The sequence below is a fragment of the Streptomyces sp. NPDC050619 genome (genome assembly GCF_040654815.1).
Taxonomy (GTDB): Bacteria; Actinomycetota; Actinomycetes; order Streptomycetales; family Streptomycetaceae; genus Streptomyces.
This window is the reverse complement of the sequence record NZ_JBFAIR010000045.1, coordinates 68,875-92,316: the sequence shown is the minus strand read 5'-3', so window position 1 is coordinate 92,316 and position 23,442 is coordinate 68,875. Positions and strand designations below refer to the sequence as shown.

Genomic DNA, 23,442 nt, shown 5'->3' with positions numbered 1-23,442 from the left:
GAGGCCCTGTCCGTATGCGCCCAACACCCCGCGACCACCCGATCGGGACTCCCGTTCGACGCGCATCCCTCAAGATCGAAAAGACAACAGCGTCTTATTCCTGACCGGTGTGCCGGGTTCTTTCAGCAGCAGGGCCAGCGGATCGGTCGCGGCCTCCGTGACGGCTGTAATGTCGGCTGCGCGCAGCGGTCCGCCCAAGGCATGGAAGTCCTCCAGACGGCTGTTGCGCACCGCGACGACCACGGCCGCCCGCAGCCAGGCCGGCGCCGACAGCGGCCGGTGCTGCGAGACCTCTTCGATAAACGGTGTCACCAGTACGTCGAAGTAGTCGACGGGCAGCGCCGACAGCACCCCCCTTGTGTCTCATACCTCCCCGCGGACACTGTACGGGAGGTGATCCAGCAGCGCGGGGCAGGGAGAACCCGCAGGGTGCTGTTGGCTTCCCACGGTCCGGCAGCGGTACGCGACAGGACCCCAACCCCATGGTCACACCCGTCCTGTTGAGCTGTGTTCCGGCCTGAAAGCGGGGCATGCGCAGGCCGCTCACGGTGAGGGCCGGGGGGAGGCTTGGCGGTGGCTGCCTGGCGCCAAGAGGGACATGGACACCTGGCGTCACGCGCGCGTGGTCCGGTGCAGACAGGCGTCGAGGTTGCTGGCGAGGAAAATGCCAGGCGTAGTGGCGCGTGGTGTGCCTACCGTGGGCCATGACGACGACAACTGCGCAGCAGGAACTGCAGGATGCGTTGGAGCGGGTTGTGCGGCGGTTTCACGGCATGACGGCACAGGACATCAAGGTGTTGTCACGCCAGTTGTCGGGCGGCACACGGACACGACGTTCCAACTGGCTCATCGACACCCGGGCACGTGGTCGTGTGCTGGAGCATCTGCTGGAAGCCGAGTTGCCTGATGCCGCGGCATCAGTCGCCGTGGTGGCCGGCTATGAGGACAGGACCCCGTGGCGGCCACGCCTGCCGAACTCGCAGGCAGGCGACAGAGGCCTGGCACTGCAGACCGCACACGCCGCCCTGAAGGTCTTGGCCAGCAGTGACCGGTTCAGTGTCCCGGAGGCCGTGGAACGGGCGGTCGGCTACATGTGCGGTCCGCAGCTTGCGGACTGGGAGTACATCTGTGTCAACGTCACCCTCGAGAGCGCTCCGTCCGTCGACCTCGGTGGGTGGCAGCTCGCTTCGTTCGACTACGCCGGCGATCCGCTGCTGCCGCTGACGGGGGCTCCCGGAATAGCGGGTGATCTGCTGGCACCGCGCGCCCTGCATGAGATGCACGGCTTCGGTCTGCTCCGCCGCCCGTTGGGGAGTGATCCGGTCCCCGTGGACGACGACCGGCCGCGGGTGCTCGTGTGGCCTGTGCTCGCGCTCAATCTCGCCCTGGCGGTGCCGGTCGTGGCCGGGCCGCGCTACCTGGTGGAACCAGGGCGCCATGTCCTTGACCCGTACCTGGGCTGGCCTCTTCCGTCGGAAGTGTCCCGCTGGGGTTACGCCCTTGCTCCACACCGCCAGTGGCCGTCCTACGTGGTCAGTCGCCAGCACGAGGCGGATGTTGCCACGTTCTGCCGCGCCTTCCTGACCGGCGTCGCTGGGCTCGATGCCAAGCGCCGCGATCAACTAACGCGGGCCGCCGATCACTTCCTCTTCGTCAACTGCCACGTCATCGGCGATTCCGGTGGCGAGACTGCGGTGTCGTCCTTGCACCTGAGCGAAGCCGCCTTCCGGCTCACCGCGGCACTGGAGTGCCTGCTGGCCGGCGGGGACGGCGGGCGCACCGATCTGAGCCGCAAAGTCCAGCAGCGTGCCGCGGTGCTCGTCGGCGCGGACGACGATGACCGTTTGCAGGTCCGCACCACGGTGGGGACCGGCTACGCGGCCCGCTCGGCGTACGCACATGGAGACAAGGACAAGGCGTCGGATCTGCAGGCCTTGCGCTCCGTGGTGCGCCGGGTGCTGGTCCAGTGGGTGGTCCAGGCGGTGCAGTGCACGCGCCTGTCGGGCCGTCATGGCGGCCGGGACGGCCTGGCCAATCTCCTTGACGACGCCCTGCTCTCCCACCGCCTGCACCAGGAGCACATCGTCGCCCCGCGCGAGGCGTTCGGTGCCGACGGCGGCACCCCTCCCCTGCCGCCCGTCACGCCTTGGGCACCCAGTCGTTTCAGCCTCGCCGGGCCCGGCCCTTCGCCTGTCGACCTGGTGTAAGGCTTATACCAGGCTTTGTTCTTCGCGCAGTCTGCGGCAGGCTCGGCGCAGGGGACCCGGCCACACGCTGCGGCCCGGAGGAACGGCTCGTACCGCGCTCCCGGGCACAGGGCGGGCGGCCGCACGGATGTCTGCCCGGCTCAGGGAGAGCTGGGCGAGCTCCAAGCGCGCCGACTGACGTCTTCCGCAGCCAACTGGCAGTAGACGCTGGGTCGTTGACCGTTCTCCTGCGGGGTTCTCACCGGGAGCCGACAAGTCCGTCGCCCTTCAGGCGTGCCATCAGCGGATAGAGCGTTCCGCTCTGCAGCCCCGTCGCCTTCATGAGATCGTAGCCATGGCCAGCCGCCCCCACTTCTGGAACGCCGCCCTCGTCGGCTTCGGGGCGACAGGAGCCACCCCCGCTACGGAGCACTCCAACGAACGCTGGACTTGCTCCTCACCCCCGCCCCCTCATGGAGCGGCGCCCCACCCCCTCACGTCAAGATCAACTTCTTTGCATCCTCATGGCCCCAATGTCAAGAAACTATCCATACAGTTGAGACATTCTTAGTGATGCGGCACCCCAGGTCACAGGCTTGCCACCGTGGGCCGCAAGAGCCCTTGCATCTCATCAGAGCAGGTCACCTGGGCAGAGAGCTCAGCCTCAGTTTCTGTGAGTGCAGTTGAGATGTTGCAGGTCACAGCGATGAACATGTCTCAACTGCGCGAATAACCGACACCGGGAACGCCCCTACCTGCCCGCCGGTGGCGAACGCAACACGACGGGCGCGCTCACCCAGAACGGGGCCCACGCCGATGAGGGCCTCGTCCCGGCCGCGCAGTGAACAGCCGTCAGTTGCCAGCCTCATCACTCGGTGGCACGGGCGATGCTCCGGCCGACGTAGGTCCATGTCGGCTCGCCGCGTTCCTCGGGTGTGGCATTGGTCAGGCCGTCGAGGTGTTCGACCGCGTGGCGGGTGATGTAGCGGTCGGCGTTGGGTGACTGCAGGTAGCGGCGCAGGAGTTCGGGGTCGAGGTCCTGGCGCTGGAGGTAGGCGGCGATCGTGCCGACCAGGAGGTGGTTGTGGGCGAGGGCGTCAGTCAGGGCTGCTCGCGAAGGGCTTCACCGGCCTGGACCAAGGCCAGGTCACCTGCTGGAACTCCTGGATGCGCTGGTCGCTGTTCTCTCTGGTCGCCGCCGCCGTCCTCGCGCTGACCCTGCACGCCATGACGCCCAGCACCACCGTCAGCGCGAGGCCCGCCCGGCTCGTCCCGCTGGCCTGCCCGGAACTCGTACGCCTCCTGCGCAGCCTCGTTCTGCCACCACCCGCCCGCGACCGCGAACACGTCCTGCACTGGACCGCTTGGCGTCGACACCATCAAGCCACCGCCCAGGCATGCCACCAGCGACGACACCGCCTTCACGACCAACCCTGACCGGAGCTACATCTGCCGTGGCAGATGCTCAAGTGCTCAGGCGTCGCTCCGCCAAGTCGACGGCTCCACCAGGAAGTGCTGATACGTGTGAGGAACTTCGCCGGGCTCATCAATCGAAGTGATGCCATGCTCCGGCAGCCAAAAGCCGGAACCGAAGAAGATGACTATGAGGCTGATGAATCCCGCAGTCACACACCAAAAGGACAGGGTATGCGACTGAGTTATCGCCGAAGTCCACACAAATGCTGCGAATGTGAGTCCTGTGGCCAGCAACAGTCCCAGCCCAACCGCAAAGAGGCCACGACGCCGGAGCTTCTTGACGCGATCGACAGAGTCAACGCGCAGACGAACCGGTGAGTCACACGCACCACACTGTACTTCGATGAAGCTGAAGCATTGGCCGGGCCGACGAATGTGGGTCCCCCACGGCTTGTATCGGATGACGGTCATGCCGGGCTGGTGGTCTCTGCTCAGCACATGGCCCAGCGTCACGGAAGGGAACTCGCTGATCCTGCGCAACTCCCGCACTCCCATCGTGGCCTGATGTACACACCGCACAATAGGCAGTCAGTCTCGGGACCCGTCCCGAAACCCAGGAACATGTGGTCACTGCCCAGCCTTTTCTCGCCGTCAGGGGTGCACCTGGCCTACGTCGTCACAAACGTTCATGATCACGGTGGCCGTACCCGTGCCCGCACCCGCCCCACGACACCCTTGACCAGCGGCGACACCGGCACTACCGCCGCCGTGTCAGACCAGGGGCCTTCCCGCCATCGGCCGTGCCTGATTCGACGGATCCAGGTTCGATGGAGAAGCCGATTTCGCCGAGGTCACCTTCAACGGCCCGGCAGAATTCGACGGAGTAATACCAGTGACTACGGCCGATTCAAAGCCAGACATTTTGCGAGCACCGCCTCATTCGCAGGTGCCAAGTCCTCGGAAGCGTCCTTTTAGAGAGCAACCTTCGCGGACACGTGGAGATTCACGCACACTGAATTTCGGTATCCAGCGAGAATGGTGGACTTCGCATCGTTCGGCGGACCGACTTCGGGCCCACGCAATTCACCTCTCCCCTGCTGTGGGCCGTACTCTGGCGACAGGAACGTCATACGGGCCCCGTCGTCAGGAAGGCTCGGCCTACAGGAGGCGGCACACGAGTTCGTGTTGCCGTGGAGCCCCCGGGGGTGCTAGGAGAACGTCACGCCCTCCAGGGCGAGTTTCTGGGTGATGAGGTCGGCGACCAGGTCGCGGGAGAACCGCAGGTGGGCGGGCAGGCCGACGCGTATCTGAGCGTTCGAAGCTGTCCTAGAGCGTACGTACAACCATTCGGCCGCCGCGTACGTCGTAGAGCGCAGTCGATCAGATCAAAAGCAGGTCGCTCACAGCACGCTCTCGACAACGGAGACCCATGCACGCCAGACGTACCGCCCTCGCCGCTGCCGTGGCCCTCGCGGCAGCGCTCTGCACACCGCTCCTGACGGCCCCCGCGGTGTCGGCGGCCCCCGCCAAGCTGTCCGACGACTTCAACGGCGACGGCTACCGCGACTTCGTCATGCTGGGGGGCTCGCATGGCAAGGACGGCCGGGTCACCGTCGTCTACGGCACGTCGTCCGGTCCCGGCACCCGCGTCCAGACCGTCCACCAGGACTCGGCGGGCATCCCGGGCGCGGTGGAGGCGGAGGACGGGTGGGGATCCGCCGCCGCCACGTCCGACCTCGACCGCGACGGCTACGCCGACCTGGTCGTCTCCTCGCCCGGCGAGGACGCCGGGACCATCCAGTCCCGTGGCGGGCTGACCGTCGTCTGGGGCAGCGCCAAGGGCCTCGGCTCGGGCACGGTCTTCAACTCGCCGGTCCCGCAGGAGTACGAGGGCCAGGGTGACCACTTCGGCGAGGAGATGGTGTCCGGCGACTTCGACGGCGACGGCGACCAGGACCTGGCCGTCACCAGCAACAGCCGCACCGCGGTGGTCCTCCTCAGGGGCCCCTTCACCCGCACCGGCGGGAAGAGCGGCTGGGACTCCCTGGGCGGCTCCTACGGCTACCTGTGGGCCCCCAACCTGGTCGCGGGCCGCGTCACCGCCGACGCCGCGACCGACCTGTACATCCTCGGCTCCGACCTCCAGGCCTCCAGCGACGCGGACATGCGGGCCTTCTTCCACCGCGGCGGCAGCACCTTCACCCAGCGCGCGGCCGAGCTGCGGGTGCCCGACGACGGGGGCCACCAGAGCGGCGACATCCTCTCCACCGGCGACTTCGACAAGGACGGCTACGGCGACCTCGCCATCGGCCGCGGCTACGAGCAGGGCGACGGCGAACGCGGTTACGTCACCGTCCAGTACGGCGGCTCGAACGGCCCCAACACCGCCCGCAAGCCGGTCAAGTTTACTCAGAACACCACCGGTGTGCCCGGATCCTCCGAGACCGAGGACTTCTTCGGCTCCGCCATCGCCGCCGGTGACGTCAACGGCGACGGCTACGCGGACCTCGCCGTCGGCGCCCGCGGCGAGGACCTCGCCACCACGCGCAATGCCGGCACCGTCACCGTCCTCCTCGGCCGCGCGGGCGGCCTGTCCGGCACCGGCGCCAAGTCCTACAGCCAGGACACCTCCGGCATCACCGGCACCGCCGAGACCGAGGACCAGTTCGGCGCCCACCTCAAGCTCACCGACTACACCCGCGACGGCCGGGCCGACCTCGTGATCGACACTAACGAACAGCTGGGTTACGAGGACCGCTGGGGCCTTGTCCACCTGCTGAAGGGCTCCGGCTCGGGCATCACGACGACGGGCTCGAAGTCGTACTCCGTGACGTCGCTGAAGCTGTCGTATACGCGATTGGGCGGGCCGTTCGCACGCTAAGCCCACTGACCGCTGAGCCTGCGGCGACCGCTGAGGAGCGATCCACAGCCCCCTCCTGCCGCGTGGTCTGCCCGGGGCCGCGCGCGAGTGACAGAGAGGCGTCCGATTCCCCCTCGCCCCCTCCCGCCCCACGTCGACGTCGTCGAGACCAGCCGCACGGCGGCCTGCGCCCACGACGGTTTCGCCCGGTCCCTAAACCCCGTCCACACCCTCGTCGACGGAGACACCGTCTTCGGGCCGGCCACCGGACGCACACGGATCCCGGGGGACGACCCCGACAGCCGGGTCACGGCCCTGATGCGGATCCAGGCCGCCGCCGAGGTCATGGCCCTGGCCGTCCTCGACGGCGTGCGCTCGGCATCCGGTGTCACCACACCAACGGGCACCTTCCCCTGCTACACCGACCTCATGAGCTCATGACCTGTGTCGAGCCCGACGGCCAAGAGGCCCTGTTCCGTGGCGACGACAAGGACGCGGTGAGGGGCGAAGGCGAGGCCGAGGACGCGGGCGTCGAGTTCGATCTCACGCTGATGGGCGTCGCTGATCCGGGTGATCACGACCTCTGAACCGGTGCCCATGGCGAGGATGTCTCCCTCCGGGGAGAAGGCCAGCGCCGTGACCGGGGCGTCGCGCGACAGCAGGACACGCGACAGCGGGACATCCGGGTCGGCCGGTCCGCCGGTGAGGTGGTGCCGCAGGTCCCACGCCCGGACGATGCCGTCCTCGCCGCCGGTGACGGCGGTGGGGCCCCGGCCCGACTCCGCCACCGCGACGGCGGTCACATAGCCGTCGTGCCCGGTGAGCGGCTCGCACATCGCCCGGCCCGTGGCCGGGTCCCAGACCCGCGCGGTGCCGTCCGCGCTGCCGCTGACCGCGATGGGCACCCCGCCCGGCCGGCCCGCCGCCAGCGCCATGACCCAGTCGGTGTGGCCGGTGAGAAACTCACCCACGGCGCTGCCCGTGGCGAGGTCCCACCGGCGGATGGTGTTGTCGTAGCTGCCGCTGAGCAGCAGGGGCGGCGTGCCGGTGTCCGAGTCGGCCAACGCGAGTGCGGAGACGTAGCTGGTGTGCCCCGTGAGCGGTGCGCCCCTCGCCGCCCCCTTGCTGAGGTCCCAGATCCGGACCGTGCGGTCGCCCGCGCTCACGGCGATGGGGACGCCGTCCAGCCGGCCGACCACCACGGCCATGATCCAGTCGGTGTGTCCGGCGAGTGCCTCACCCACCGGAGCCCCCGTGGCGAGGTCCCAGACGCGCAGGGTGCAGTCGTGGCTGCCGCTGACGGCCAGGCCACCCTCGTGGCGGGCCGAGGCGGCGACCGACGAAACGACGTCGGTGTGTCCGACGGTTCCTTTGGCCGGTTCCCCCGCGAACCGTGGGCTGATGGCGGGTGAGACGGACAGCTCCCGTACGCGGATGCCGTGGTCGGCGTTGCCGCTGACCACGACGGGCCGCCCGTGCAGCACCCCGACCGCCACGGACAGCACGTGCCCCGTGTTCTCGACGAGGGGCTCGCCCACCGGCTTGCCCGTGGCGAGGTCCCAGACCCGGACGACGTCGTCCGAACCGCCGCTCACCACGACGGGCGCGCCGTCCAGTTCGCCGAGCGCCACAGCCCGGACGCGGCCGTTGTGGCCCGTGAGCGGGCTCCCGACGGGCCTGCCCGTGGCCAGGTCCCAGACCCGTACGGTGTAGTCCGCGCTTCCGCTGACCACGATCTGACGTCCGTTCAGTTCGCCCAGGGCCACCGACTCCACCAGACCCTCGTGGCCGGTGAACGGCTCGCCGATCGCTCGCCCCGCGTCGAGATCCCACACCCGTACCGAACGGTCGTAGCTGCCGCTGACCACGATGCAGCGACCTTCCCGCTCGCCGACCGCCACCGAGGAGACGTAGCCGTCGTGGCGCATGAACGGTTTGCTGACCGTCTCTGCGGTGACCGGATCCCACAGGCGCACCGTCAGTCTGGTGCCCGCGGCCACGATGGGCCGTCCCTTCCACCTGCCCAGGGCCACGCAGGAGACGTAACCGAAGGGTTCCGTGAGCGGGACGCCCATGGGCTGTCCGGTCAGGAGGTTCCACACCCGGACGGTGCGGTCCTCTCCGCAACTCACCGCGACGGGTGTGTCGTCGACCGTGCCGGAGGCGACCGCGAGGACCCAGCCCTCGTGACCGGTGAGCGGTGTGCCCGTGGGCTGCCCGCTGGCCAGGTCCCACACCCGGACGGTGCGGTCGGCGCTGCCGCTGACCACAACGGGCCGGCCTTCGAGGTCGCCCAGCGCCACGGACTGCACGCGGTTGGTGTGCCCGGTGAAGGGCTTGCCCGTGACCTGCGCGGCGGTCAGGTCCCAGACGCGTACGGAGTGGTCGTCGCCGCCGCTGACCACCACGGGCCTGCCGTCCAGCTCGCCGACGGCCACGGACTGGACCCGCCCGCTATGGCCGCCGAACGGCTTGCCCCAGGGGTGTCCGGTGCGCAGGTCCCAGACCCGCACGGTGTCGTCGTAGCTGCCGCTGACCACGAGCGGCCGGCCGTCGATCTCGGCCAGTGCCACGGACTCGACCCGGCCGGTGTGCCCGGTGAACGGTTCTCCCACCGCCGTGCCGGTCTCCAGATCCCAGACCCGCAGCGTCCGGTCGTCGCCGCCGCTGACGACGACGGTGCGCCCGTCCAGCTCTCCGAGTGCGACGGAGGAGACATAACTGGTGTGACCGCGCAGGACTCTGACGGTGCGTCCGGTGTTCAGGTTCCACACCCGCAAGGTGCCGTCATAGCTGCCGCTGACGGCGACGGGCCGCCCCCGCGACTCTCCCAGTGCCACGGCCGAGACATAGCTCTCGTGTCCGTGGAGCGGCTCGCCCACGGGGGCCAGAATGTCTGAATGGTCCGGGTTTTCCAGGCTCTCCAGGTTCTCAAGGTTCCACACCCGCAAGGTGAAGTCGAAGCTGCCGCTGACGGCGATGGGCCGCCCGAGCGGCTCGCCCAGCGCCACGGCCGAGACATAACCGCTATGCCCGGTGAGCGGGCCGGACACGGACCGGCCGGATTCCAGGTCCCACACCCGCACGGTGCGGTCGTAGCCTCCGCTGACGACGACGGCACGTCCCGCCACCTCGCCCAGGGCGACGCAGACCTGGCCCCGATGGTGGCCGACGAGCTTCGCGTTCTCCGCGGGCCTGGTCAGGTCCCAGACCCGCACGAGGCCGTCGGTGCCCCCGCTGGCCACCCTCGGACGCCCGCCCGCCTGCCCCATGGCGACCGACACCACGTTCGTCGTGTGCCCGGTGAGAGTGCGGTGCGGCGGCTCCGGCCGCCAGGAGGCCCAGCGGATCGACCAGGGGCGGGGCAGACCGCTCCCGGCCACCGCGGCGGCCAGCGTGCGGGCGCCCGTGCAGTGCGCGGCCGTCTCCAGGTAGGCGGCGTGTTCCTCGGGCGGCCGCCCGCGCAGGTGATGTACCGCCTGCCGGTAGGCGGTCGCGGCGGAGTGGGCGTCCCCGGCGCGCGCGCCCGGCAGCGCCGCCAGCAACTGGGGGCGCTCGGCGGCGAGCAGGAAGCGCGGATCGGTCAGCAGGTCGTCGATCCGCTGCCCCTGGGCGGCATGGGTGATCAGATGCGTACGGATGTAGCGGTGCGCCCGCTCCCAGTCGCGCCCGGCGCCGCCCGCGGCGGGGACGTGCTCGCGGAGCGCTTCGGCGATGGTCCGCTGGTCGTCGGCCCGGTCGCGCCCCTTGCGCAGGTGATCGCCGAGCGCCTGGTGGTAAAGGCGGTAGGCCGACTCGCCTCCGGCACCGGTCTCCACGACGTAGGAGCCGGCCACCCGGCGCAGCCACAGCAGATCCTCGTTGGTGTACGTCGCAGCGCCGGCCAGGGCGGTGGCCAGGCGGGGCCAGATGTCCTCCCACGGCAGCCCCGCGCCCTGCGCGTAGGCGAGGGGCAGCAGCAGGTCCCTGACCTGCTGCTGCCTCTCTCCCAGGCGCAGTACCAGGTCCGCGCGCATCGCTTCGCCGGCCAGGCGGGGGAGCCGGTCTCGCCAGGTGTGGTCGGCCGGATCGGGCAGCGAGGGCAGCGAGGCGTGGGTCTGCGCGGCGATCCGGGCGACGAGGAACGACGTCTGGGCGGCCTCGGCGATCGCGGCGGCCACCGCGGACACCGCCGCGCCGTCCGCGCTCCGGTACGGACTGTCCGGCCACGACTCGGTGAGCACCCGCCGCGTGTAAAGACGCAGGCTGTCCGGATCGGCGTAGGTCTCCTCGTCGAGGTCGAGTGTCACGATCCGCCCGCGCGCGCGGAAGGCGGGGAGGAGGTGGGGACGGGTGCCCAGCAGCAGCCTGATCCTGTCCTGGCCGCGGGTCAGGAGCGGCTGGAGCAGGGAAGTGATCAGTCCCTGCGGGTCACTGGCCTCGTCGAGGGCGTCGACCAGGACGGTCAGCGGACGGTCCCTGCCCTCCAGGCCGTCGAGCAGATCGCCCACGGTGGTGGCTTTGACGTCCGCGACGGCCGCGATCCCCGCCAGGACCTCGCTGGTGGACAGGTTCCCCGCGTAGACCGCCGCGTCGATCGCCCCTTCGTCAGGGACCATGTCCGGGAGGCCGCCGCGCGGCACGGTCGGCCGGCGTTCGGTGTCGCTGAGGGCGGCGAGCAGTCCGAGGAGCGCGGTCTTGCCCGATCCCGGGTTGCCGGTCACCACGCGCGCGCGGCTGTCGTCGCCGGGCCGGTCGAGCCACCGCGTCAGCTCGGTCAGGGCCCGGTGCCGTCCGGTGAACCACTGCGTCGCCGGGACGAACCGGGTGCGCAACTCCTCGGCGCGCAGGGCGGCCTGCCGCAGCTGGTCCTGCACCATCAGATCCAGGTCGATCAGTTCCCGCTGGTAACGCGGGTTCGGCAGAAACGCCGGCTGCTCACCCTCCAGCCCGAGCAGGTGGCAGGTGGCGGTCTGCTCCCTCGGTGTCGCCTTGTCCTCCCTGAGCACGTTGAGGACGGAGTCGACACGCAGCTGCGGCTGGGAGTAGCCGCCGCTCGCCAGATGGCGCGCGGCCCGTGCGAAGGCGGTGGTGAACACCCCTGGCTGCGCCATCTGGTTCGGGCGGGTCGCGGTCACCAGGATCACGCCGGTCCGCTCGACGTCCGCCCTGGCACCACCGCCCACGTCGGACAGTGACCACAGGGCCTCACGGGCGGCGTCGCCGCCACCGCCGCCCGAGTAACAGGTGTCCAGCATGAGCAGCAGCCGTCGTACCGGGGTGCCCGCCAGCAGCCACTCGGCGAGGTGAGCCGTCTTCACCGCGCGGTGCCGCAGGTCCCGGGGATCGGCGTCCGCGGTGAGCAGGACGTGCTCCTTGCGGGACTCCCGGTCGTCGAGGAAATCGCCGTGGCCCGCGATGTACAGCGCCACGTAGTCGTCCGGGCGCCGGTCGGGGGAGGTGGAGAAGTCACGCAGGGCGTCGCGGAGCTGATCGGCCGTGGGACTGAGCCCCAGCACCGGTACGTGCCGGTAGCCGAAGTCCTCGGTGAACAGGTCCACCATCCGCTGCTGGTCGTCGGCCAGTTCGGGACGGTCCCACTGAGGGTTGTGGACGTACCGGGTCACGGCTGTCGTCAGCAGCAGCCGGCGCCCTCCGCCCGTCTGGCCCGTCCGCCCCGTCCGTCCCTCGTTCATCGGAGCCCGGACAGGATCGCCCGCCCCGTCTCCACGGCGGTCAGGTAGGGCTGGACGTTGTGCGCATGCGCGCCGTTGTGCACTTCCACATCGCGTACGCGCCTATCGTCGCCGCCGAACAGTCCGCCAAGGTCCTTGCGCAGGGCGACGACGTCACCGGAGTCGGCGATGTTCGTCCACTGTTCGACAGACCCCGGCCAACGACCCGGCTGCCCGCTCGGCAGCCGGTCGTGGACGAAACCCTGAACGAAGTCCTGGACGAAGGACACACCGAGCGGCGAACCGAGGGTCACCAGACTCCGCACCGGCCAGGTCCGGTGGGCGGCCAGCGCCTCGTAGGCGACCACGGAGCCCAGTGAATGGCCCACGACCACACGGGTGTCCGCGTCCACGGCGGTCGCCAGCCGGTCCTGGATCTCCGCTCGCACGTCCTCGTCCATGAGGTAGCGGCGGACCTGCTTCAGATCGAAGACCAGCATCCGCACGGCAAGGCCGGAGAAGAACCGCGACGTGCTCAGCGCGCGCAGCGCGGCCTGCGCACCGCGCGGAACGCGTGCCAGGGTCCGGGAGTCCGGGTCCACCACCCCGGGATCGGTCCGGGCGGCCTCCGCCCACCAGGCCAGCAGCAGCTCGCGCTCAAAGTCGTCGTCCACATCGGCGGCCGTGTACGGCGGTACACCCACCGACAGCGGTCTGCCCGGCGGGCGGAACACATCGCCGTAGAAGAGGCACCGGACATCGTCGGCCCCGAGCGTGCCGCCCGCCCGTCCCACGCCGTCCCGGAGCGCCGGGCACCACTCGCCGTGCAGCACCCGCTCGCCCTTGAACTGCTGGCCGATACCGTGCACACACAACACCCGTGCCACCCGAACCCCAGCCCCCGCTCCGGACATGTGGTACGCGGGGGTTCCCCGCTGCCGTCAGGACAGCCCGCATCGTACAACTCGGGCCTCGGGGCCCGGTCTTCCGTGGCGGCTCTCGTACCCTGCCGTCTCCGGGGGGTCCTCTGTGACAATGGGCCCCAGGCGCATCGTCAGCCAGGGGGAAGGCAGTTGGATCTGCAGCTCAGCGTCGTCCTCGACGCCACACGTGACCTCCGTGCGGACGTGCTCGTCGACACCGACCCCCACACGTCGGTGGGCGCGCTGGCGACGGAGCTGACGCGGCTGCTCGGCCTGCCCGCGGACGCGCGTGAGCCGGCCACGCTGTACGTCGACGGGGTCCGGCTCGATCCCGCGTCGCCGCTCCACGGCTCCCCCATCCGTAACGGCGTGATCGTTTCCACCGCGGCGCACACCGTGTCCGCCCGCCCAGCGCCCCAGGGCATCGTCGAGGTACGCGTCGCCGGCGGGCCCGACGCGGGCGGTATACACCGGCTCGGTCCCGGAGCGGCCGTCGTCGGCAGCGGCCCTGATGCCTGCGTCCGGCTCGCGGACAGCGCGTTGCCCGCTGCCGCCGTACGGATCGATGTCGCCGCCGACGGCGGCGTCACCGTCCGCGCGGTTCCCGGCAGTGCCGTCACGCTGGACGGCGAGCCACCGCGCGACGGCACCGAATGGCGCCGCGGCGGCCTGATCGCCGTAGGCCACTCCCTGCTGGAGCTGCGTGACCCCGGCCTCCCCAACACCGGTCTCAGGCCCTCCACGGACGGCATGGGACTCGACTACGACCGGCCGCCACGCGTCACCCCCGCGCCGTACCGGACCCGGTTCCAGCTGCCCGCAGAGCCGCGACAGGCGGCCGCGGCCGGTCCTTTCGGGCTGATCGGCACCTACCTGCGGGACCACAGGCCCGGCGCCACGTCGCCGCGCCGGGCCCTCGACGAATACCGGCGGCAGAAGGCGGACATCGAACAGCAGGCGCGGACGGCGATGGCCGAGGAGACCGCGGCGCGCCGCCACGGCGGCCCGGATCCGGCCGAACTGCTCCTCGCCGCCACGGGTTTCGGGCAGCGGCTGTGGGAGCGCCGTCTCACCGACGGCGACCACGGACTCCTCCGGGTCGGCACCGGCGACCTCCTGTCCGAGGTGGAGATCACCGACCCGGACCACGACCCGAGACAGGACCCGCACGAGGGCCAGGAAGGGCACACGCGGGCCGAGCCCGACAGGCTCAAGGACGTCCCCGTCTCCCTCCTGCTGCGCAAACACGGCGTCCTCGGCGTCGCGGGCCGCGGCGAGCTGCCCCGAGCCGTCGGGCGCTGGCTCGTCGCCCAGGCGGCGGTGCTGCACAGGCCGAGCAACCTGTCTGTCTGCGTGCTCACCGACCCCTCGGGACGGGAGTGCTGGGAGTGGGTGCGCTGGCTGCCCCACGCCCGGGCCCGGGCGGGCCAGAGCGCGGTCGCGCTGCTCGGCTCGGACGCGGACAGTGTGGCCCGCCGGATCAACGAGCTGCTCGATACCGTCATCGCGCGCCAGGAGGCGTCGCGGGCCGCGAGCCTCGCCGCCGAAGGCGCTTGGAACGGCTCCTCGATCCTCGTCGTGCTCGACGGCTCACGCCGGTTGCGCCGTATGCCCGGACTGGTCCACATCCTGCGCGAAGGGCCACAGGTGGGCGTCCACCTGATCTGTCTGGACATGGACCGCAGACTGCTCCCCGGCGAGTGCCGCGCGCTCGTGGAGGAAGACGGACAGGGCCTGCTCCAGGTCTCGCAGCTGGGCGGGCAGCCGATCCTCTCAGTACGTCCCGACTGTGTCACGGCCGATTGGTGCGAGCGGCTCGCCCGTGCGATGGCCCCGGTTCGCGACGCGAGCGAGAAGGAGAGCGGCGGGCTGCCGGACGCCTGCCGCCTGCTGGACGTGATGGGGCTGGAGCCGCCGTCCGCCGCGGCGATCACCGCCCGGTGGCGCGCGGGCGGCCACTCCGCCGTCGCCGTGGTCGGCGAGACGTTCGACGGCCCGTTCACGATCGACCTGGTACGCGACGGCCCGCACGGTCTGATCGCGGGCACCACGGGATCCGGCAAGTCGGAACTGCTGCAAACCATCGTGGCCTCGCTCGCGGTGACCAATCGCCCCGACGCGATGAACTTCGTCCTCGTGGACTACAAGGGCGGAGCGGCATTCAAGGACTGTCTGCGACTGCCGCACACCGTCGGCATGGTGACCGATCTGGATCCGCACCTGACCGAGCGAGTGCTGGCCTCGCTCGGCGCCGAGCTGCGGCGGCGCGAGTCGCTCCTGAGCAGCGTCGACACCAAGGACTTCGCGGAGTACGAGGACCTGGCACGCAGGGATCGTTCGCTGCCGCCGTTGCCGCGTCTGCTCCTCGTCGTCGACGAGTTCGCCGCGATGGCGCGGGAGCTGCCCGACTTCGTCACCGGCCTGATCAACATCGCCCAGCGCGGCCGGTCCCTGGGCATCCACCTCATCCTGGCGACGCAGCGCCCGAGCGGCGTGGTGTCGCCGGAGATCCGCGCCAACACCAACCTGCGGATCGCGCTGCGGGTCACCGACGCCGGCGAGAGCCAGGACGTGATCGACGAGGTCGACGCTGGCTATATCTCCAAACGCACCCCGGGGCGGGCCTACGCGCGGCTCGGTGCCTCAAGTCTGCTGCCGTTCCAGGCGGGACGTGTCGGTGGCAGGCGTCCAGGCGTGGCCGCCACCGACCCCGCTACTCCCTGGGCTGCTCCGCTGACCTGGGAAGCCCTCGGCCGGCCCGCCCCCGAACGCCACCCGCCGTCGACGTATGCCGACGACGACCGGACAGATCTCGCGGTGCTCGTCGACGCGGTCACCGAGGCTGCCGCGGCGGAGGGGTTCGGCGAGCAGCACAGCCCCTGGCTGCCGGCCCTGACCGACCTGGTGACGATCGATGAACTGCCCGCCGCCGATCCGGTACGGCACCAGGACGTGCCGCCCGCGGTCTACGGCGTCACCGACGCGCCGAGGCAACAGGCACACCTCCCGCTCACCCTCGACCCGGGCGACGGCAGGCATCTGCTGTTCCTCGGCGGTCCACGGTCCGGCCGCTCCACGGCCCTGCGGACGATCGCCGGTGCCCTCGCGTCCACCGCGTCCCCGGCCGACCTGCACCTCTACGCAGTGGACTGCGGGTCGAAGACGCTGGCGCACCTGGAGTCCCTTCCGCACTGCGGTGCCGTCGTCACCCGGGACGAGGCCGACCGAGCCGCCCGCCTGCTCGACCGGCTGCGGGCCGAGGTGTCCCGGCGCCAGCGGCTCCTCGCGGTGAAGGGCGCGTCCAGCGTCGCCGAACAGCGTGCTTCCGCGCCGTCACCGCGGGAACGGCTGCCGTGGATGGTGCTGCTGCTGGACAGCTGGGACGGGTTCTACGAAGCCTTCGGCCCGTACCACTACGGCAAGCTCATCGACGACATGATGTGGCTCCTGCGCGAAGGCTCGTCGGCCGGGTTGAAGGTCGTGATGACGGCGGGCCGGGCCGGCCTGGTCGGCAGAGTCACCGCCTTGTTCGAGGACCGGCTCATCCTGCGCACGGCCGACCCCGACGATTTCGCGCTGGCCGGGTTCCGCGACGTACCCGCGCACATGCCGCCCGGCCGCGCCCTGTGGGCAACCGACGACGGTGCGCTGGAGAGCCAGATCGCGCTTCTCGCCCCCGATCCCTCCGGCCAGGTCCAGGCCGAGGCCATGCGCAGCCTGGGCCGTGAGGCGGAGCGGACCCATGGACCACCGCCACGCGATCTGGCGCCCATGCGGGTCGACGCGCTCCCGCTCCGGGCCACCGTGCGCGAGGCGTACGCCCTCGCCCCTGATTTCGTACCGCCCTCACGCATGTGGGCGCTGCTCGGTGTCGGCGGCGACGAACTCGCCCCCATCGGCGTGGACCTCGCCGCGTCCGGTCCCGGCTTCGTCGTAGCCGGCCCGGGCGGTTCCGGTCGCTCGACCACGCTGCTGGTCGCGGCGCACTCGCTGCTGCGGGGCGACGTACCTCTCGTCCTGATCACTCCGAAGCGGTCGCCGCTGCGTGAACTCGAAGGCGTACCAGGGGTGCTGGGCGTCCTCGGCGCCGACGCTTCGGGACAGCGACTGCTGGAACTGCTCGCTCGCGCGGGCCGCGGTGGCTGCACCGTCCTGGTCGACGACGCGGACCTGCTCTACGACACGGCACTGGACACGGCGCTGGAAGACATCCTCCGCGGCCCTCACGACGGCGAACGAGCTGTCCTCGCCGCCGGCACAGTGGACACCATGAACTCCCAGTACCGGGGTTTCCTGGTAGCGGCCCGCCGCTCCCACAACGGCTTGCTTCTCTCCCCACAAGTCAGCAGGCTCGCAGGCGACTTGTTCGGAATCCGCCTCCCGAACAACAGGCAGGAGGCTCCGATCGGCCGCGGCCTGCTGATCCAGGCCGACAGATTCACTCCGGTCCAGGCGGTCACCGAGCACTAGTAGGACTCCGTTAGGTTGCTCTGGCTCTTGGGTTTGGGCTGGTGGTGGATGTTCTGGGCAGGGGGCGGTGGCAGGTGGTGCAGGTGCCGGTCCAGCAGTTCAGCAGGTCCTGGATGGTGTCGAGGATCTGGTAGAGGGTGAGTCCGGTGTATCGGCTGTTGGGGCCAGTCGCTGTTCGGTGAGGAAGGCGTGGGCGGCGGTGACCAGGGTGACGTGGTGGTGCCAGCCTCTCCAGGTGCGGCCTTCGAAGTGGGTCAGGCCCAGTGCCTGTTTCATCTCGCGGTAGTCGTGCTCGATGCGCCAGCGCAGTTTCGCGGTGCGCACGAGGGTGGCCAGCGCCGTGTCGGCGGGCAGGTTGGACAGCCAGTAGCCGGTGGGCGCCTCGGCGCCGGCGGGCCATTCGACCAGCAGTGTGACGTCGGGCAGGACGCCGTCCCAGCAGTTTTCGTCTGTGGCGGCCTGGGCGAGGCGGCGGGACTTGACCCCGGCCGGCCGCACCCGCAGGGACAGGAAATGCGAACGCATCGGCCCGCGGGAGCCTTCCCGCCAGCTCACCTCGGTGAAGGCCTGCCGCCCTTGGCCCGCCGCGAGCGCGGCCACCGGGGACGGCTTGTCGCGGTAGCGGGGCTGAGGCTTGCGGCCGTTGCCGGACCAGGGCGGGGCAGTGGGCACCGCATCGTGCGGGTGGGCGGTCACGTCCGAGCGGATCGCCACCACGTAGCCGATGCCCCGACGTTCCAGCCCGTCGCGGAAGTCGGCGTTCTGCCCGTAGCCGGCGTCGGCCACCACCACCGGCGGGATGAGACCCCAACCGGCCAGCTCGTCCAGGACGTCCAGGACGTCCAGGACGTCCAGGACGTCCAGGGCCAGGCGCCACTTCTCCCGGTGCCCGATCTCGTCAGGGACCCCCGTCTTGCGTCGGCGGACCGGATCGTGCGCCCACTCCTGGGGCACGAACAGGCGCCACTGCAGCGGACAGGACGCGGCATCGGAGACCGCGTGCACGCTCACCGCGACCTGGCAGTTGGCCTGCTTGCCCAAGGCTCCGCAGTACTGGGGAGCGACCGCCACCGACATCTTCCCGTCCTTGGGGAACGACACATCGTCGACCGCCCAGGCATCCGAGCCGATCTGCGGCACCATCCGCTCCGCGATCCGCCGCCGCACCGGCACCGGATCCCACGTCGACTGGTTCACGAACTGCTGCAGGTTCTGCTCGTTGCCGTCCGGCAGCCGCTCAGCCATGGCCTGGACGGACTTGCGGCGGCCGTCCAGCATCAGCCCCCGCAGATAGCAGTCACCCTTCGCCCGCTGATCCTTGCGCGGCACCGACGCGAACACATCAGCGACGAATAACCCCAACTTCGCCCGAGCACGGTTCACTTCATGTGCGTCCACACCCCCAACATGCCCCCAAACAGCACCGCGAGACAGACGTAACGGAGTCCTACTAGGTTTTACTTCCGAGCCGGAGCCTCAGCTGTTGGCCAGGGTGCGGTCGAGGAGGGGGAGCAGGCGGTCCCAGTGGCGCTGCAGCGCCAAGGGGTTGAAGGCGTCGGTGTCGGACATGGTGAAGCCGTGGATGGTGCCGGGGTAGATCTCGGAGGTGTAGCCGACCCCCGCGGCGTCCAGGGCCTGGTTGAGCTCACCGAGGGCCTCGGGCGTCATGTCACCTTCGGCGTGGCCGAGGTGGACCTGAGCGGTGAGCTTGGCGAAGAGGTCAGGTCCGTCGACGCCCACGGGGCCGTGGAATGCGGCGAGGGCGGCCACCTGGCCGGGGTGGGCCGCGGCGGTGCGCATCGCCAGGAGGCCGCCTATGCAGTAGCCGGTCACCGCGACCGGTCCGGCGCCGACCTCGGGCTGGGTGGCGAGGAAGCTGAGGTAGGCGTCGGCGTCGCTCAGAGCACGTTCGGCGGTGTGCGCCTCGATCAAGGGCATCAGCTGGGCGAAGACCGCGGGCCGGACCTCTTCTCCGATGTGCTCGGGAAGTTCAATCACCGGTGCCGGGCCGTGCCGGTAGAAGAGGTTGGGGACGAGCACGTAGTACCCGTGCCCGGCCAGTTCGCGGGCCATCTCCCGCAGCACGGGCCGGATGCCGAAGCCGTCCGCGTACATCAGCACCCCTGGGTGCCGCTCACCACCGTCGGGGAAGGCGGCGAAAGCGTCAGCCTGGCCGTCCGCGGTGGGAATGTGCAGCGTATTGATGGGCATGAGTTCTCCTGTCGTGGTTGACGTGTCGAGCTGTGATCAACACGACAGGAGGCGGAGCCCGCGCAGCAGCGCCAGATCCTCGACCCAACAGCGGGCCAGCACCGGCCCGTACGGCGCTCAGAGGAGCGCCGGGTCACCAATCCGTGTGTGGCGCAATGCCGTCCCGGTAGTCATCGCCGCACAACGTAGCCCACCGGACAGGATGGATGCCAGCCACTCAAGTCCACAGTGCTGTTCGCGGATCTCGGTCAGCACCTCTGATCCTGAACCCGGTCGGCGCCGTGCCCGTGACAGCGGTACCGATCTTGCTTCTACACGGTCCTCACCACACTTCGAAGGGCCTGTTTGAATTCTGAGCCGGGCAAACATCGCCAAGGATCGAAAACAGGCACTCACGCGCCGGCACTGCTGCTCTGGCTCTGTTGGTGAGTCGCGGCTCTGGTCCACTTCGTGTGGTGCGGTGACGGTCGGTCACGCCAATAGCAGCCTTTTGCGTGGGAGTGCGACGCGGGCGGCGACGGTGACCTGACGGCCCGGCGGCTTGCCTCGTCGCACGGAGCGGAAACCTGTGCGGGGCGCGTGACGATCCGGTGGGGGACGGAGTGATGATCCGCCCGGCCGGGACCGCCGCCCGAAGATGACCCCATGGTTGGATTACGCACGCGTCGCACGGACGTCGCCCTGCTCGCCATACTGGCCCTGAGCCTGGCGGTGGCCCTGTGGCTGTCCCGACGGTTCCACGTGGCGTCCCTGGCCGCCACCCTGGTGAGCGTGCTTCTTGGGGCGCCCGGCCTCGTCCTGGCCTGGCTCGCCTACCGCGGCGACCGCACCGAGGCGGCCGCGGACCTGGACGCGAAGGCCCGGACTCTGGCGGCGGTCGTCCTCGCCGCCGAGACGGGACAGGTCAAGCAGTTGCTCGGCCCGGGCGGCCACCGCATCAACCTGACCTTCCGTCACTTCCCCGAACCGGGCAACAACGCGGTCGGCGCCGAGCCTCGAGGCAGTCTCGGCGCTGTCGTGCGCTACTACCGGCGACTGGAGCCCACCCGGCTGGTCATCACGGGCGGGCCCGGGGCCGGCAAGACCGTCCTGGCCCTGCACTTCCTGCTCGCCGTCCTGACCGACCCGGACCGCACCGACGCCGATCCCGTCCCGGTCCGCCTTTCGCTCTCGGCCTGGAACACCGTACGGCCGCTGCACGAGTGGATCGCCGAGCAGATCGGGGAGCGCTTCCGGGACCGTGGCATCACCGCCGCGGACGCCCGTGCCCTGGTCGACCGGCAGCGGATCCTGCCCGTCCTGGACGGCCTGGACGAGATGGACCTCGACAGCGTCCCAGTCGCCCGCCGCCGTGCCACCCGTGCCCTCGACCAGCTCAACGCCTACCAGGACGCCATGCGCAGCGCACCGGTAGTCCTGACCTGCCGCACCGCCCAGTACGCGAAACTGGCCGAAGTGGACGTACGGATGCGGGAGGCCGCCCGTATCCGGATCGATCCCCTTGAACACGGCCAGATCGATGAGTACTTCACCGCCCGTGTCACCGACCCCGGGCGCTGGGAACCCGTCCGTGCCGCCCTGGCCGCGGCCCCCGACTGCGCACTGGCTCGCGCCCTGGACACGCCGTGGCGGCTCAACCTGGCCGTCACCGTCCACGAGCAACGCCACCCCGACACCCTCGCCCATCTGTACGACCCCGCCGAACTGTGCGTTCTCCCAGATCCGGGCGCCGTCCGCGACCATCTCCTGGTCCGCTACCTGCCCGCCGCCGTCAGTCAGCACCCCCACCACGCCGAGCGCTACACCGCCGAACAGACGCACCGGTGGCTGGCCGCACTCGCCGTCCACCTCGAGTCCGCGCCGCCCACTGCGGCGGCCGCGGGCACCGCCACCGCGGGTGTCGGCACCGACCTGATACTCCACCGGTTGTGGCCGATGGCGGGCACCGGACGCGTCCGGGTCGTGGACACCCTGTCCTCCACCCTCATCAGTGTCGTCTTCGCCACCGTGCTGGTGATTCAGGCCGCCGGCCTGCCCACCCGTCAGCTGATGGCCGGCGTGGTACCCGCGCTCGCCGGGATCCTGGCGATCTGGCGGTCCTCCCGCGCTTCGGTGCCCGCCCCGAGAACGGTCCGGTTGTGGCGATCGCGTGGTCCGGCCCGGCGCCATCGCCGCGCCCGGGCCTTGACGGGCGCGCTGACCGGCGCCCTCGCCCTGGGGCTGTCGGGCGGGCTGGGGGCCGCATTGTCTCTCGGACCGGTCGGCGCGCTCGTCGCGGTACCGGCCGGCGCCTTCGTGGGCGCGCTGGCCGGTGCACTGGCGTTCGCGCTGCTGGGCAGTGCCACGACCGACCCGGCACCGGCCGGCGCGCGCGACCTCGTGCAGCCCACCGATCCCCGGCACCTGGTCCGCGACGACCTTCTGTTCGGCGCGCTGCTCGCGCTGACGTGCGCGCTCATCGTCGCGTTGAACGGCGGACTCACCGGCGGCCGGGCGTTCGGCCTGACGGCCGGAACGACGACGGCACTGTGGATCGGAGTGACCAGCGGGCTGGCGATCGGGGCGTCGACGGGCCTGTGCATACTGGCCGGAGCCGGCCGCCGCTACCTGGTGTTCCTGGTCTGTTCCCGGGGCCGGCTCCCCCTGCGGCTCGGCGGATTTCTCAACTGGGCCTACGAAGCGGGTCTCCTGCGGATCTCCGGTGTGGCCTACCAGTTCCGGCACCGCGAGTTCCAGGACTGGCTCGCCAGACATCCGGGTCCGTAGCCCGGCAGGGGCAACTGACGTGTCGCGCCTGGGCCGACTCGGTCGGCGGCCTCGTGCAGGCTGAAGGTGACGTCGACGACGCGGGCGGCGAGCTCGAAGCTCCGGGACGCGCGAGCGCATCCCGTCCGCAGGTGGTGCATGGACAAGACATGGGACGGTCGGCGTCCACCTACCCGGAGACCGTGGTCGTCGACGGATCCAGTCCCGGGCCCGGACCGTTCAGTGCACGACCTGTGGCGGCCCGCACGGCCTTCCTGGGATGGGCGGCCATCTCCTACAACCGCGCTCTTGCGGGGGTACAACCATCCGAAAGAGGTGTGAGTCAGATCTATCAGGAGTGAGAAGCTTCCAAGATTAAAAGGGGGAAATATGGGATTCACGCGTTATGCCTTATCCGGTGCCGCGGTCGCGGCTCTGGCGGTCGGGGGCACGACCGCCCTGGCGGCGCCCGCCTCCGCCGCGCCGAACACCACGCCGCAGAAGGTCTGCGGGAGCAGCTACCAGACCGTCAACTCGGCTCCCATCGGCTCGCAGGGCACCGTCTACCTGACCTACAACTCGGCCAACGGCAAGAACTGCGTCGCGACCATCCGCACCAACCCGGGAACCGCGCGGGACATGGGCGCGTGGGTCTACGTCCCCGACACCGACGAGTACGCCCAGGACTACGGGCAGTTCACGTCGTACGCCGGTCCGGCATACGTCTACGGCAAGGCACACTGCGTCGACTGGGGCGGTCACATCGACAACGTGTACGTGTACGTGACCGGATCCAACTGCGCCGCCCTGACGGAACACCGGGTCACCACCATCCGCTGACCCGCCCTGTTCCGACAGAGTCCTTGCGGCACGCCGCACAGGAACCCGCAGCGATTCTGCTCGCCCTGACGGATGCTCCATGTTGAAGTCTCCTTCATCAGAGGCGAGTTGGGTTGCTGTGCGGCGAACCCCCGGCG

General features: G+C 70.4%; 13 protein-coding genes. 7 read left to right on the top strand and 6 right to left on the bottom strand.

Going from position 1 to position 23,442, the window contains the following annotated elements; all coding sequences use genetic code 11:
- Positions 1-69: 69 nt before the first annotated feature.
- Entirely contained in the window at positions 70-351 is a 282-nt protein-coding gene (locus AB0I77_RS45860; RefSeq protein WP_363288855.1) for a hypothetical protein, read from the bottom strand.
- A gap of 353 nt (positions 352-704) precedes the next feature.
- On the opposite strand from AB0I77_RS45860, the gene AB0I77_RS45855 reads away from it, so the two are divergent.
- Together AB0I77_RS45855 and AB0I77_RS45850 are read left to right on the top strand one after the other, a co-directional pair.
- Positions 705-2,207: a hypothetical protein gene (locus AB0I77_RS45855; protein WP_363288854.1), complete on the top strand. Its 1,503-nt coding sequence runs from the start codon at positions 705-707 to the stop codon at positions 2,205-2,207.
- A gap of 1,146 nt (positions 2,208-3,353) precedes the next feature.
- Positions 3,354-3,623 (top strand): hypothetical protein, encoded by a 270-nt coding sequence (locus tag AB0I77_RS45850; protein ID WP_363288853.1) that lies wholly within the window; start codon positions 3,354-3,356, stop codon positions 3,621-3,623.
- A gap of 1,187 nt (positions 3,624-4,810) precedes the next feature.
- Here AB0I77_RS45850 and AB0I77_RS45845 read toward each other — a convergent pair.
- Positions 4,811-4,945: a hypothetical protein gene (locus AB0I77_RS45845; protein WP_363288852.1), complete on the bottom strand. Its 135-nt coding sequence runs from the start codon at positions 4,943-4,945 to the stop codon at positions 4,811-4,813.
- Between the two features lie 86 nt (positions 4,946-5,031).
- Here AB0I77_RS45845 and AB0I77_RS45840 point away from each other — a divergent pair, with 86 nt between their 5' ends.
- Positions 5,032-6,483: an FG-GAP and VCBS repeat-containing protein gene (locus AB0I77_RS45840; RefSeq protein WP_363288851.1), complete on the top strand. Its 1,452-nt coding sequence runs from the start codon at positions 5,032-5,034 to the stop codon at positions 6,481-6,483.
- Between the two features lie 87 nt (positions 6,484-6,570).
- The gene (locus AB0I77_RS45835; protein WP_363288850.1) at positions 6,571-6,903 is read left to right on the top strand and encodes a P1 family peptidase; all 333 of its coding nucleotides are present in this window, start codon (positions 6,571-6,573) and stop codon (positions 6,901-6,903) included.
- Here the strand turns inward: AB0I77_RS45835 and AB0I77_RS45830 are convergent.
- Positions 6,879-12,137 carry a caspase family protein gene (locus tag AB0I77_RS45830; RefSeq protein ID WP_363288849.1) on the bottom strand — a complete coding sequence of 1,753 codons (5,259 nt, stop codon included), beginning with the start codon at positions 12,135-12,137 and terminating at the stop codon, positions 6,879-6,881. The genes AB0I77_RS45835 and AB0I77_RS45830 overlap by 25 nt on opposite strands.
- Positions 12,134-12,994: a hypothetical protein gene (locus tag AB0I77_RS45825; protein WP_363288865.1), complete on the bottom strand. Its 861-nt coding sequence runs from the start codon at positions 12,992-12,994 to the stop codon at positions 12,134-12,136. The genes AB0I77_RS45830 and AB0I77_RS45825 overlap by 4 nt, the downstream gene beginning before the upstream one ends.
- Positions 12,995-13,189: 195 nt before the next feature.
- Between AB0I77_RS45825 and AB0I77_RS45820 the strand changes: the two genes are divergently transcribed.
- The gene (locus AB0I77_RS45820; RefSeq protein ID WP_363288848.1) at positions 13,190-17,509 is read left to right on the top strand and encodes an FtsK/SpoIIIE domain-containing protein; all 4,320 of its coding nucleotides are present in this window, start codon (positions 13,190-13,192) and stop codon (positions 17,507-17,509) included.
- Positions 17,510-17,608: 99 nt separating this feature from the next.
- On the opposite strand, the gene AB0I77_RS45815 is transcribed toward AB0I77_RS45820, so the two are convergent.
- Positions 17,609-18,907, bottom strand: a complete 1,299-nt coding sequence (locus tag AB0I77_RS45815; RefSeq protein WP_363288847.1) for an IS701 family transposase — start codon at positions 18,905-18,907, stop codon at positions 17,609-17,611.
- Positions 18,908-18,985: 78 nt separating this feature from the next.
- The gene (locus tag AB0I77_RS45810; protein ID WP_363288846.1) at positions 18,986-19,720 is read right to left on the bottom strand and encodes a dienelactone hydrolase family protein; all 735 of its coding nucleotides are present in this window, start codon (positions 19,718-19,720) and stop codon (positions 18,986-18,988) included.
- 645 nt (positions 19,721-20,365) lie between these two features.
- On the opposite strand from AB0I77_RS45810, the gene AB0I77_RS45805 reads away from it, so the two are divergent.
- Positions 20,366-22,486, top strand: a complete 2,121-nt coding sequence (locus AB0I77_RS45805) for an NACHT domain-containing protein (RefSeq protein WP_363288845.1) — start codon at positions 20,366-20,368, stop codon at positions 22,484-22,486.
- A 369-nt stretch (positions 22,487-22,855) separates the two neighbouring features.
- Complete coding sequence (locus AB0I77_RS45800) at positions 22,856-23,305, top strand: spore-associated protein (protein ID WP_363288844.1); 450 nt, start codon at positions 22,856-22,858, stop codon at positions 23,303-23,305.
- Positions 23,306-23,442: the final 137 nt, after the last annotated feature.